This window comes from Granulicella sp. dw_53 (assembly GCF_018449545.1).
Taxonomy (GTDB): Bacteria; Acidobacteriota; Terriglobia; order Terriglobales; family Acidobacteriaceae; genus Edaphobacter.
Genome location: NZ_JAAVUR010000004.1, coordinates 213,911 through 226,748 on the forward strand (window position 1 = coordinate 213,911; position 12,838 = coordinate 226,748).

Sequence of the window (12,838 nt, forward strand, 5' to 3'; positions counted from 1 at the left end):
CGATGACTCCTCGCTCAACTAAGCTCTTACCGGCTGGTTAGGAATCCAGAAAGGTTCCATCGCAGGGATAAACTCAATCGAAACCTCCGGAACAATCGGCTTTAGCCAGTCACGGCACAGGATCATCCCGCCTTGCTCCGAGAGAACATGCCCAACCACCACCAGCGCCTTCTTATTTCCCGCCTTAATGCTGTCCTGGCAATACTCCACAAGCTCCCACTCGCGAGTCTCACCGCAGATCAGCACATCGACATCCGGCCGCGAGAAGATGCCGATCCCGCCCTCGCGTCCGCAATAACCCCAACTTGTCTCTACCCGCCGAACACGCAGGTCAGGATCCCCCAAAACCCGTAGCGTATGCGCCTTCAGCGTAGACTGCATCTCTTGAGTCAGCTTCGCAAGTGAAACGCCATCGAAGACAAGCTTCTTCGGATTGGCAGGATCGCTGACATTCTTCTGCCAGCCAAGCTGATTCACCATGCCCTGCGCGATACCGTCCGGATGCCGCGCATGCCAGTGGTCATGAAAGTGAAAGATGGCGACATCGTTCTTCTTGCAGTACTCCAGCTTGTACTGCAGAACAGAGTCGTTCTTAATATCGTCGATATTGTCCTGATGAAGGTAGAACGGCGTCTCGTGACTAAGGATCATGTTCTTCCCCGCAGCCACGCAACGCTCCACGACATCGAGCGTAGCCATCATCGTCGTAGCAATGCCATGCACAGGAGTGTCAGTAGATCCGGTGAGCAGGTTATCCACCGTCTTCTCCCTCCACGGCACCCCGATATCCCGCTTGATCCGCGCAATCACGTCGCCTGCCGTCAACGACGCTGCAGCAGATTGAGCACCTGAGCTCACCGTGGATAGAAACGCGCCGCCAGCCACGATGAAGTTTCGGCGAGAAAGATCGGTCATGATTGCTCTCCAAATAAATCGAGTTCATTCTGCGTTATCTCAGGAAAACAGCACCGGATAATCGTACAAGTAGCTCGATCCAATCACTAGGCCCTTGCCTCAATCTCCCTTACCCGCCTGCAGCTTCCACTTACTGACAACCTGCGGATCAAGCAGAGCCTTAACAAAAATCCCACCAACCACCGAGCGCGCCTGAAAGCCCATCTGCCTTCCACTGATAGTGTCGTACCAATCAGTCGTTGGCACCCGCGAAGGCGTAGCGTCAGACCAAACTACAAGCCGATGAACCAGGTCGTGGAATTGCTTTGGATCCTTGCTCAACGTCGCAGTCCAGACCTCCCAATCGAGCTTGGTAAAGGTCTTGCGATGATCCAAAGGAAGCCCGTAAACCTCCAGGTGCTTCTCGTAGAAGGCCCACTCGGTCTGCATCACACTTGCAGGAAACAGATTCAAATCGAGGATTCGATCCCAGACGAGGTTGTACTTCTGGCTCCATGTGCCGGGTTGATCGAAGGCAAGCTTATAGTGATCTCCATCACGCGCCATCTTCTCCCAGGTTGCTGGCAACGGACGAACAACCTTCTCGTACCGCTCAGCAAGCTTCACATCGCCGACACCTCTGGCAATCTTCGCAAAGGCCCCCAACGCTTCGATCGCCTTGATCGACAAATTGGTGTTGTGCGCAAGATGGCCCGCAAAATCATCCGTGCTCAACTGGTTCTCAGGGTCCATGCCCTTGGTCTCCAGGTAAGCGGCCCACTGCGTAAGCTGCGGCATGTAACGTCTCGCAAACTCCCAGTTCCCCTCGCTTCGTCCCAGCGCCGCGATCATCAGGATCAGGTTGCCACTCTCCTCAACCGGCATCTGGTCTACTTCGTTTACTTCGCCTCCACCATAGACCTGCCCATCCGCCAAAGGATAAGTTCCCAGATCATGCGGCGCAAAAGGAAAACGCCATCTCGGCAAAGCAGCATACCGCATCAGTGGCTCAAGTTGAGCCTTGAGCAGCTGGGGATTGAAGAGCAGAAAAAACGGAGAAGAAGGATAGGTCACGTCGACCGTATCGATGCAGCCATTGCTGTCGTTTTCCTTGGAAAACAGCATCGGTGTCCCGTCCAGATCAGCCACGAGCTTATGCGCGGCAAGAGTCTGGCGAAACAGCAGCGACGCCAGATACGCATAGTCGGCGCCTCCCACCTTCAGCATGTCCGCACTCAGATCGGCGTCGAACTTCTTTCCCTTCACTTCGAGCAAAGGATAATCTCTCTCCGCCGCAGCCAGCATCGCGGACTCCGTCATACCATTGCGCTGCCAATAAGGCCGCAACTGGCGCCCCAAATACTGGATGGCATATCCCTCGGTATAAGCCAGCAACGTATGCCGCTCTACGGGCGACGAACCAACAGAACCAAGTTGCATCGCAACCGCAAGATGAGCAGCCTCACCCTTCGAACTAACAGCCGCGCGTGGCATCTCGATATCGTCCACGTCTTTTAAAGTACCTGTCTCTGCGAACTGAGCCATCGCATCGGAAGAAAGCTCATTTCGTGCGCCTGCTGCATCTGGAACAGCCAGATGAAAATATCCCCAATCGATGCGCATCCGGTCGCCGGACTGATGCAGAGTCGCCTGATCACGCGTCCCCAGGTTCAACAATGACAACCCTTCCACATGTGATCTTCCCCATGTAACGGGCTGCGCCCCTTCATTCACGGCAATCTGAGGAGAAACATCCAGCAACAACTCCACCCGATGTTGCGCCCCATCGGTAGATTGCGTCTTCCACGAGAGATACGTCACCGGGCGTGAAAGAACATCCATATCTGCAGGAAAGAGTGGAGTAAAGAAACTTACTTCCAGCGCAATCCCCGCAGCGGTGAACCGATACCTCGAGTGCAGCGGCAGAACCTCCACAGACTCCTGTTGCATCGGCTCGATCTGCGCAATCAGCTCCCTCCGCCGAGGCTGTGAGCCCATCCAGCGAAAGACTCTTCCATCAATCCGAATCAGCCCGGTCATCGGTTGAGAAGCCTCCGACCAGTGCTTCGTCGGCGCATCCGTCAGCCTGTCCGCCATGGACCAAACACTGAAGTACGGATCGTTAGCAATGAGCGGCACCGCAGGAGCTCGATGAGAAGTAGCTTCCTGAGCAAAAAGTGGAGAAAGAAGACACACCATAACCGACAAGACTAAGAAGTTTCGCATAGTGGACATAAGGATTCGCAGACCAACATGAATAATAACGGCAGGCCGTTACACTAATCGAAATACCTCGTCGCAACATACATCAAACTGGCTGAAGTGATATTGGATTGTGGTCCGGGACCAGACAGCACTCTCATTGCAAACACCAACATTTGCATGCCCGCAAGTTAGAAGTGTTAGCTTCTGACTTTTGGCTTTCTCCTCTTATTGGGTAGTGTAGCTTCGTCTAGCCTTTCTGCTTCCCATTGTCTGTAGCTTTTCTTTGGGTCTGAAGCAAGATACCAGACGGCTGGACCATTGGTAGCACGTCCATTAAGAACTGCGCCGGCTGCACTGGGACTAGAGAATGCATAAGCCTCACTAAAGATGCGATTTTTTCCATTATCTACCGTGGCCCCGCTCATAACGACATCGTGAAAAAGTTGCCTGTAGGAGTGTTCTGCGTCTCCCTCCCAAGCCTTGCGGCCAACTGAGCCTGGCTGAACGATGAATTCTCCATTTCGCAATTCAGCGACTCCGGAAATGTCATTTCTTGGGGTCTTCATCTTGAACACAGTGACGGTCTCTACTCGCTTTAAAGGTGAGGTTTGAACAGCATTCGCAGTTATCGATCGAGCTTTTGAAAGAAATCCATTCACGCGAATAGCTGGCAGTATTGCCACTAGGTATGCAAGAAACTGGAGCATCTTAGATTCATCAGCCTCGGTCAATCTCGACCGTGTCGGCGCATTGCCATTGACCAGTTTTAGCTGTCCAATACTTTTCGCCAGTTCTACCAAGCGAGATTCAAGATATTTGACATGCGCCTTATTTAGTCGTTTACCGTCCGTGATTAGAATCCCTGTATCCCACCAAAGTCGCTTTGCATCGTGATCCCGAATCCTTGCGGCTACATCTTCGCTTTCGCCTATACAGGCCATCGGGCGGGAATCCTTATCGGGGTCTTCCGATTGGCCGAGAAGTATGTATACCCCTGTATAGGAAGCTTCCACCCTTTTCAGCGCCTCGGCCAACTGAGTGCGGGGTGTCATAAGCACATGTCCGCTCCAATTGGAGAGAGTCGCGGTTAACATGCCATCAGGCGTTCCATCGACAAAATACAACTCAAGCGTCTGCCCTTTATTTACTTCAACCATTTAAATGCCTCTCCTGTGTCAGACACATCATAGATCTACGTTGGTCATATGCTTTGATCGCATTGCTCTTGGGGCCATTTTTTTCAAACGGGCATCATATATGCTGGAATCAACCCACCAGATGTTGTCATCTTTGGGTCTCTCAAAGAGACCTTTTAACGACGTTGCACTAGCGCACGATGCATTGCATTTCTTCGTGATTGCCTTTCATCAGCACTGATATGCAGCGATGTCAGTCAAGACAATTGCCACTAGAAGCGCACCACAGGAAAGGCCGCCATAAGCGGCAGCCTGGATGATACCCACTTTTGAAGCTTTCTTGGTGCCCGGAGGGGGACTTGAACCCCCACGACCGGTTAAGGTCTGCGGATTTTAAGTCCGCTGTGTCTGCCGATTTCACCATCCGGGCGGTCCTGCATCGGCTTACGCCAATCCCATCTTATTGTATTGGCTCGCCCACGGGAAAAGGCGCACGGAACCAATACCCCATCCCCACCGTATAGGACAGCAGACACCGAAGCCCCAGTCAGCCGCCTATGCCCCTCAGTGAGATCTTAAAACAAACGCTTACCGCTCTCTGGGAGACCAAACTCCGCAGCTTCCTCACCATGTTCGGAATCGTATGGGGCATCACCTCCGTCATCCTGCTCGTAGGGCTCGGAATCGGCTTCAACCTCGATCAAAAGGAACATCTGCGCACCATCGGCACCGACATCGCCATCCTCTTCGGCGGCAAGACCGGCGCTCAAGCCGGCGGATACGCCGCTGGCCGCGACATCCGCCTCACCGTCGGCGACGCCCTCGCCATCCAGGAAAAAGCCTCCCTCGTAAAAACCGTAAGCCCCGAGCTACGCCGCACCGTCTCCGAGGTCAGCCAATGGAACGCCGCCAGTCGGCCCGTCCGCGGCGTATGGCCGGAGTACCAGCGCTTCCGCTCCCTCACCGTCGAGCAGGGCCGCCTCATGAGCCCCCAGGACGAAGCCAACGGCCAACGCGTCATCCTCCTCGGCGCAGACGCCAACCGCCAACTCTTTCCCGGCAAACCAGTCATCGGCCAGTCCCTCATGGTCTCCGGCTACAACTACACCGTCATCGGCGTCCTCAAAAAGAAGAAGCAGAACGGCAGCTACGGCAGCGGTCCCGACAACACACAGCTCTTCGTGCCCTTCTCCTCAATGTCCCGCGACTTCCCTCTCCCCGAGAAACCCGGAATCGTCCAGGGCATGGTCAGCAACATCGTCGTCGAACCCGTATCTCCGGACCTGCACGAACAGGCCCTCGCCCAGGTCTACCGCATCCTCGCCGAGCGCCATCACTACAACGCCGACGACAAGGAAGCCCTCTGGGTCTGGGACACCCTTCAAGGATCGAAGTTCACCGAAAGAATCTTCGGCGTCATGACCCTCTTCTTCGGCGCCGTAGCACTCCTCACGCTAGCCCTGGGCGGCATCGGCGTCATGAACATCATGCTCGTCGCCGTCACCGAGCGCACCCGCGAGATCGGCGTCCGCAAAGCCCTCGGCGCGACCGCCCGCGACATCCGCCGCCAGTTCTTAGTCGAGTCCGCCATCATCACCATCGTCAGCGGCCTGGCCGGACTCACCGTAGGAGTCGGCATCTGCCTCGCCATGCGCTTCATCCCGCTGCCCGACTTCATCCCCCACCCCGTCATCTCTCCCGCGGCGATCATCGCGTCCCTCAGCACCCTCACCGTCATCACGCTCTTCGCCGGAACCTACCCCGCCCTGCGCGCCGCGAACCTCAGCCCCATGGAATGCCTGCGAACGGAGTGACCCTGTGAACCTCAGTGAGATCGTTCGCCAAAGTATCGAGTCCCTCCTCCGCAACCGCCTGCGCTCCGGCCTCACCATGCTCGGCATCGTCTGGGGACTCGTCACCGTCGTGCTGCTCCTCAGCTACGGAAAGAGCGTAGGCCAGGGCGTGCTCAACGGCTTCCTCGGCATCGGCAACAACGTCATCATGATCTGGGGCGGCCAAACCAGCATGCAAGCCGGCGGCGAACGCTCCGGCAAGCGCATCAAGTTCCTCGACGGCGACGTCGAAGCAGTCCGTGAAGCAGTCCCCTTCCTCACCGCCGTCAGCGCCGAAACCGATGACGGCTTCAGCTTCAAGTACGGCCCCAAGGTCGTCAACATCCAGAGCAAGGCCGTCGACCTCCCCTACGGCGGCATGAGAAAGCTCAACATCGCCGAGGGCCGCTACTTCGAGCCCGCCGACTTCACCGACCACCGTCACGTCGTCATCTTCGGTCCTCACGCCGCGCAAAAGCTCTTCAACGGCCTTCCCCCCGTCGGAGAATCTGTCCAAATCGAAGGCCACAGCTTCCAGGTCATCGGCGTCCTCCAGACCAAGATTCAGGACTCCTCCAACAACGGTCCCGACAACGAGAACGCCTTCGTCCCCTTCAGCACCATGCGCGACCTCCGCAACCAGCGAGACCCCAACTCCATCGTCTTCCAGCCCTCCTCACCCGAGCTGCACATCAAAGCCATCCAGGCCGTCCGCTCCGTCCTCGCCGATCGCCATCACTTCAACCCCAAGGACGAAAAGGCCGTCCCCACCTGGGACACCATCGAAGACTCAGCCGAGATGACTCAGTTCGGCACCGCATTGGAGCTTATCCTCGGCATCATCGGCGCGATGACCCTTGGCGTCGGCGGAGTCGGCGTCATGAACATCATGCTCGTCTCCGTCACCGAAAGAACCCGCGAAATCGGCCTATTGAAAGCCCTGGGTGCGCGCCGCCGCGACATCCTCTCCCAGTTTCTCCTCGAAAGCCTCACCCTGACCTTCATCGCCGGAGCCGTCGGCATGATCGTAGCCATAGCCGTGGCCTACCTTATCCCACCTATGCCGCTCTACTCCGACATCTACAAGACCGCCAACCACGAGGGCGACATCATCCTCCGCGCCTCACCCACGATCATGCTCATCTCGTTCCTGATCCTCGCGCTGGTCGGGATCGTATCCGGCTTTCTCCCCGCACTGCGAGCCGCACGCATGGACCCCGTCGTCGCCCTCCGCCACGAATAGACGCGGGCGGCTCTAGCTCGCCCGGCGATATACGATCTTCTCTCCATCCAGAAAATACTCCGAAGAGCACGTCTCAGAGCCGCAGATCATCGCCTCCAGCCCCGCCCACTGCTGCCGTGTAATCAGCCCCAACGACCCGCACGACGGACAAGCCAACACCGCCCAGTACGGGTTGTCCACCTTCCCCAACTCCCCTGCCTGCTCCAGCATGAACATCGTTCCCGGCTGCATCTGCTCCGGGATCCACACTTCCAGTAGGTTCAACTCCGCTTCCATGCCTGGCCTCGTCGTCTCGTTTGAGTTCGGTTTGTGGGGTATCCGCAACGTTCGCGGAGTACTCAACTTGAATAGACGTCTTGCTTGGGCGTACGAAACTGCAGCGTGCACTACTTCTGGTGCAAAGATATCCCATTTTCCGTCGCTGTCAACCACGCTTTTCTACAAAGCACCCAGGGTTACCGTATAGGGTACAAAGCGCGATACATCTCGCGGTTGCGCATAATCGCCTGGACATACTCCCGCGTCTCCGTATAAGGAATCGACTCCACAAACTCCGGAATATCCTTGTACTCCCCGTTCGACATCCACTGCCGCACCGGAACATCGCCCGCGTTATAGGCAGCAAGGGCATACTCCGCCTGCCCGCCAAACCGCCCCAGCACCTGCTTCAGATTGAGCGTGCCCAACTGGATATTGATCGACGGATTAAACAGTTGATTCGCGTTGAAGCCCTTCAACCCCTGCTTCTTCGCCATCGACTTACCCACCGCCGGCAGCAACTGCATCAGCCCCATCGCATTCGCATGGCTCATAGCGCCCGGGTTGAACTCCGACTCCTGCCGTATCAGCGAAGCCACCAGATACGGGTCCAGCCCGTTCTGCTCCGAGTTCGCCACCAGATCCCCCCAATACGGCTGCGGGAACAGCAGCTTCCAATACACCGTAGGAACCTGGTCGATCGGCAGCGCGAAGAACGAGATCCCGCTATGCTTCATCGACTGCATCGCCCGCGTAAGCTCGCCGTACGAGACATAAATCTGCGCCTGCGCCAGCGCTCCCCACTCGCCCGAAGTCGCGCTCGCCTGAATCTCCGGCCCGATGTACTCATTCAGCGACGCATTGGCCAGCAGCCGGGCCTTGATCAGGTGCGGCTCATTCTCCGGCAGCTCGCCGGTCAGCGTAGGCACCACCAGCTTCCGTACCGAGGCCAGCGCCGGAGCCGGAGGAACCGGAGCCTGCGCCCCGAGAATAACGATCCTCCGCCGCGCCAGCTCCCCATAGTAGTAGTTGACGTACGTCTCGGAGAGCAGACGATAGTAGTTCATCGCCTGCCCGAAGTTATGCTCCTCGTTCTCGAAGATCCGCCCCCGCCAATACAGCGCGTTCGGAATCTCGATCCCCGCCGGATAGCGTTGGATCTGCTCATCCATCAGCCGCGCGGCCTCAGGATAGTTCCTGAGCCGATAGTTCATCCAAGCCGCCCGCCAGTGCGACGACGGAGCATAGATGCTGTTCGGAAACCTCTCCACCAGCAGCGTGTAGTGATAGATCGCCTGCTTCGCATCATGCTGCAGCAGATACATGTTTCCGCCAGAGTAGAGCGCCTCCTCCAGCCACCGGCTCGACGGAAACCGCCGTACCATCTCCGCGATCAGAGCATCATGCCGCACCGCGTCCTTCTCACTGCGCGAGATCTCCGCCAGCATATACATCTTCAAAGCCGCGCTGTCGTCGCCCGTCTCCGGAAGCCGCTCGACGTCCTTCCGGCTCAGATGCTTCAGCTTCAGATCGCACACCGCGGCATAGATCGAAAGCGCCGCCTGGTCCGCCGGAGACAGCGTCGGGTCGTTCTTCCCGATCGAGTGATACTCATCCCCCGCCTCCCCGTAGTGCTTCGCGTTGAAGAGCTGGTCGGCGTGCGCCTTCCGCTCCGCCGCGGTCAAAGGCATTCCCATGGCCTGGAGCTGCTGCCGGGCCTGATTCGCCTCCGGCGTCAGCGGCTGCTTCGTATAAATGCCTTTGAAGACCGAGGCCGCGCGTCCGGTATCGCCCGAGAGCTGGTACGCCCGCCCCAGAGCATATTTAAAGTCCACATGAGTCGCCTGGGGCGAACTAGCCAGCGGCTCCAGCACCTTCAGCGCCCCCTGCGGATCCGCCTGCTGCAAATGCGAGTTAGCCAGCAGCACCGGGGCATTCGCAACGAAGATGCTCTCCGCATACCGCTCCGCGAAGTCCGCCAGCAGCGGATAAGCCTGCGCTCCCTGCCCCGACTGCACAGCCGCCTGGGCGGCAAGATAGTCGGCATAGTCGTCCAGCGCCTCTCCGTCCTGGTTCGCAAGCCGGTAGTTCGCCACCGCCTCCGGATACCGGTGATCCACCGCATAGGCATGCCCCAGCGCCAGATGGGCGGCCGCGGCCCCCTCCCCCGGATGCGTCCTGGCGTAATTCAGAACGCCGCTGTAGGCTGCAGGCGAACGGCTCGCCGCAAGCTGCTGCGCCATCGGCCGCAACTGGGCGGAGGCGATAAAAGCGCTCGTCAGCTTAATAGTCTGTTTTGTAGGAGCTTTGGAAAGAACCCCTCGCTTCCCAACCGCAACACCCTTCTTGACCGTCGCCGCTGACCCCTTCTTCTTCGGAGCGCCCGCACCCTTCTTGGCCGCCCCAGACCCCGCCGGCTTCCCCTTGGCACGCGTAGCCGATCCCGTCGAAGCCGCCGCCCCGCTCTTCTTCTTTGCCGCCGGCTTCTTCCCGGAGGTCGTCCCCGCAGCCGTTTGAAGCATAGCGCCGCCCGACGCCAAAGGCATCCCCAACAGCGCAACCACTACACCAAGCCAAAGCAGCGTTCGAATCCTAATCCAGCCTTTCAACGTTCCTCACTCCAGAGAGGATCGACTTACATCCCTCCTCTCACTCTAAGCTTTGCGAGCCATATCAGGCACCTGCAACCGCCGGAAGAACCTGCACAGGTACGTTTTTGGACGCCCAGAGCCGGAATCCGAAAGAGTTGCCTCGATTGCTCCCCAGCCTCCCCCCATTTACACTGTTACAGTGAGTATTCGTTGTTTTGCATCCCGCAAAGCTGAACCGAACACCCGTAGATAAGTTGCTCCCTTTGCCCATGCCCGCCATCCAATCCCCAGGAACGGAAGAGATCCACCCCGACGTAGCGCTTGTAGCTCGCGCGAAGGAGGGGGATACAGCGGCATTTGAGCAGCTGGTCCGGCAGTACGAACGCCAGATCTTTCGGGTAGCGCAGCACATAACTCAAAACCGTGAAGACGCTGAAGACATCACGCAGGACGCTTTTCTCAAGGCATACGAGAAACTGGACCAGTTCCAGGGAAACTCTAAGTTTTCGACCTGGCTCGTCCGAATCGCCGTCAACGAAAGCCTCATGCGCCTGCGCAAGCGCAAAACCAGCAAAACAGTCTCCATGGACGAAGACGTCCAGACAGAAGAAGGTTCGATCCCTCGTGACTTCGCCGAGTGGCGCCCCAACCCCGAGCAAAACTACGGACAAGCCGAACTTGCAGACATCCTCCGCAAGACGATTCAGGGCCTCCCTCCCGGTTTTCGAACGGTCTTCACCCTTCGGGACATTGAAAATCTCTCTACGGAAGAGACTGCGGAGGCTCTCGGCTTGAGCGTCCCCGCCGTCAAATCGAGACTGCTACGCGCCCGCCTTCAACTGCGTGAACGTCTCAGCCGACACTTCCGTCAAAAGAAGGAGGGCTTGCCTGCATGACCTGCACCGATTTTCTCAGCCAGCTTACCGATTACTTTGACGGCCAGATCAGCCCCGAACTCCTCGAAGAGGTTCGCGCCCACACCGCTACCTGCCCCCACTGCGAGGTCGTACTCGATACGACGAGTAAGACAATCTCCGTCTACCGCGACAACGAACTCTACGAGCTCTCCAACGAGTTCCGCGAACGCCTGCACACCGCCATCATGACCAAATGTCGCCCCTGTAAATAACCACCCCTCCCCAAATCTCCCCCAAAAACCTCCGCAAACTTGAGCTGCGTAAACAGCCCGGGTGCCCCACCCTTTTTGCAGTCTCATCGCAAATAGGGTGGGGTATCGGGCAAAGCACGACTGCTCTCCTCCCTGAACCCCCAAATCCCAGGGAACCAATACCCTTCCCAAGCCCCAGCGCCCTACCACCGACTTCCACAAATTTGTCATCCTGAGCGAAGTAACTCGCAGCCTCACCGCGAGTTACGCAGTCGAAGGACCTGTGGTTGCACTTGCCGTTGCCTCTTCTCGCCGTTGCAATTTTGGCTGTTGCTTGTTTTGGCTGTTGCTCTCCCGACCAACCCAAACAGCCCGGGTGCCCCATCCTCGCGCCTTTGTCTCAAGCGAAGGGTGGGATGTAGAACTTTCCCCGCCGCCTTCTTCGCAATCCGCAAAAATTCATCCTTGACACTGCGTGAATATCCACTACCATACGGTTGTGGATAAACTAGACACAACATTCGCGGCTTTATCTGATCCAACCCGCAGGGCAATGATCGAACGGCTCTCCCACGGCCCAGCCTCTGTGCATGGATTGACGGAACCGTTTGCACTCTCGCAGCAGATGATTTCAAAACATATCGCCTACCTGGTGCGGGCGCGAATTGTGATCAAGACGAAGCGTGGGCGGGAGAGTGTGTGCACGCTTAGGCCGGAGGCGATCAAGACAGTCAGCGAATGGGCAATGAGCTATCGCCGATTCTGGGAAGAGAGTTTCGACAAATTGGATGTGGTTGTAAATCAGATGAAGAACGAGGAGGTCAGAGATGACAAAAAACACGAGCAGTGAGACAGAGCGAATGGTTATTACAAGGGTTTTCGATGCCCCACGCGAACTGGTTTGGAAGGCTTGGACAGACCCGAAGTATGTGATGCAGTGGTGGGGGCCGAAGGGCTTTACCGCGCCTGTCTGCAAAATGGATTTTCGCGTGGGAGGAAAATTTCTCTGCTGCATGAGAACGCCGGATGGACAGGAGTTCTGGAATGCTGGTGAATACCACGAGATTGTTCTGCACGAGAAGATCGTCTCCTCCATGTACTTTTCGGACTCGGAGGGAAACAAGATCGAGCCTGCGCAATTAGGAATAGAACATGAGGCCATAGACGGAGCGTACGACGTGACCCTCTTTGAGGATCTCGGAAACGGCCAGACGAAACTTACCTTCATTGGAAATGAACCCATGGAGAGTGCGAAAGAGAGCGGTCAAATGGAGGGCTGGATCCAGATACTCGATAAAGTTGCCGCGGTGATTGCCGGCATGGATCAGGCGAAATAGAAGTGGGATTTTGGCGATCGTGCTGAGCTGGATACAGCAAAGACTAGCGGCGAAGGCCTGGTTATAAACAGACTTCTCGCCGCTCGCCCGAAGAGTCGCCTTTCCGGATAACTAACCCTTGGCTCAACTGTTGACTCAGGTCAATGCATGTTCCCAACATGCAACGATCAAATGGGATACTCGGCGATTTGGCATCAAGCAAGAATTCGGGCCGCAGTTTTCCTAGCGCAACTG

General features: G+C 57.1%; 11 protein-coding genes and 1 tRNA gene. 6 read left to right on the plus strand and 6 right to left on the minus strand.

Going from position 1 to position 12,838, the window contains the following annotated elements; genetic code table 11:
• Positions 1-18: 18 nt before the first annotated feature.
• The 4 genes from HB393_RS08310 to HB393_RS08325 all read right to left on the minus strand — a co-directional run bounded on the left by HB393_RS08310 (position 19) and on the right by HB393_RS08325 (position 4,665).
• Positions 19-915 carry a Nif3-like dinuclear metal center hexameric protein gene (locus HB393_RS08310; RefSeq protein WP_213804697.1) on the minus strand — a complete coding sequence of 299 codons (897 nt, stop codon included), beginning with the start codon at positions 913-915 and terminating at the stop codon, positions 19-21.
• 99 nt (positions 916-1,014) lie between these two features.
• Positions 1,015-3,129: a DUF4965 domain-containing protein gene (locus HB393_RS08315; RefSeq protein ID WP_345945097.1), complete on the minus strand. Its 2,115-nt coding sequence runs from the start codon at positions 3,127-3,129 to the stop codon at positions 1,015-1,017.
• Positions 3,130-3,296: 167 nt separating this feature from the next.
• Entirely contained in the window at positions 3,297-4,256 is a 960-nt protein-coding gene (locus tag HB393_RS08320; protein WP_213804698.1) for a GIY-YIG nuclease family protein, read from the minus strand.
• Between the two features lie 320 nt (positions 4,257-4,576).
• Positions 4,577-4,665 (minus strand) — tRNA-Leu (locus tag HB393_RS08325).
• Positions 4,666-4,792: 127 nt separating this feature from the next.
• Here HB393_RS08325 and HB393_RS08330 point away from each other — a divergent pair.
• Together HB393_RS08330 and HB393_RS08335 are read left to right on the plus strand one after the other, a co-directional pair.
• Positions 4,793-6,049, plus strand: a complete 1,257-nt coding sequence (locus HB393_RS08330) for an ABC transporter permease (RefSeq protein ID WP_213804699.1) — start codon at positions 4,793-4,795, stop codon at positions 6,047-6,049.
• A gap of 4 nt (positions 6,050-6,053) precedes the next feature.
• A complete protein-coding gene (locus HB393_RS08335) occupies positions 6,054-7,310 on the plus strand; it encodes an ABC transporter permease (RefSeq protein WP_213804700.1) in 1,257 nt (418 codons plus the stop codon).
• A gap of 12 nt (positions 7,311-7,322) precedes the next feature.
• Here HB393_RS08335 and HB393_RS08340 read toward each other — a convergent pair whose 3' ends face one another.
• Together HB393_RS08340 and HB393_RS08345 are read right to left on the minus strand one after the other, a co-directional pair.
• Positions 7,323-7,586: a hypothetical protein gene (locus HB393_RS08340; protein ID WP_213804701.1), complete on the minus strand. Its 264-nt coding sequence runs from the start codon at positions 7,584-7,586 to the stop codon at positions 7,323-7,325.
• Between the two features lie 179 nt (positions 7,587-7,765).
• The gene (locus HB393_RS08345) at positions 7,766-10,177 is read right to left on the minus strand and encodes a transglycosylase SLT domain-containing protein (RefSeq protein WP_255550914.1); all 2,412 of its coding nucleotides are present in this window, start codon (positions 10,175-10,177) and stop codon (positions 7,766-7,768) included.
• Between the two features lie 251 nt (positions 10,178-10,428).
• On the opposite strand from HB393_RS08345, the gene HB393_RS08350 reads away from it, so the two are divergent.
• The 4 genes from HB393_RS08350 to HB393_RS08365 all read left to right on the plus strand — a co-directional run bounded on the left by HB393_RS08350 (position 10,429) and on the right by HB393_RS08365 (position 12,604).
• On the plus strand, positions 10,429-11,055 hold the full coding sequence (locus HB393_RS08350) for a sigma-70 family RNA polymerase sigma factor (protein WP_213804854.1): 627 nt from the start codon (positions 10,429-10,431) through the stop codon (positions 11,053-11,055).
• Entirely contained in the window at positions 11,052-11,288 is a 237-nt protein-coding gene (locus HB393_RS08355; RefSeq protein ID WP_213804702.1) for a zf-HC2 domain-containing protein, read from the plus strand. The genes HB393_RS08350 and HB393_RS08355 overlap by 4 nt, the downstream gene beginning before the upstream one ends.
• 478 nt (positions 11,289-11,766) lie before the next feature.
• Positions 11,767-12,117 carry a metalloregulator ArsR/SmtB family transcription factor gene (locus tag HB393_RS08360; RefSeq protein WP_345945112.1) on the plus strand — a complete coding sequence of 117 codons (351 nt, stop codon included), beginning with the start codon at positions 11,767-11,769 and terminating at the stop codon, positions 12,115-12,117.
• Entirely contained in the window at positions 12,095-12,604 is a 510-nt protein-coding gene (locus HB393_RS08365; protein WP_213804704.1) for an SRPBCC domain-containing protein, read from the plus strand. Before HB393_RS08360 ends, HB393_RS08365 begins: the two co-directional genes overlap by 23 nt.
• The last annotated feature ends 234 nt before the right edge of the window (positions 12,605-12,838 follow it).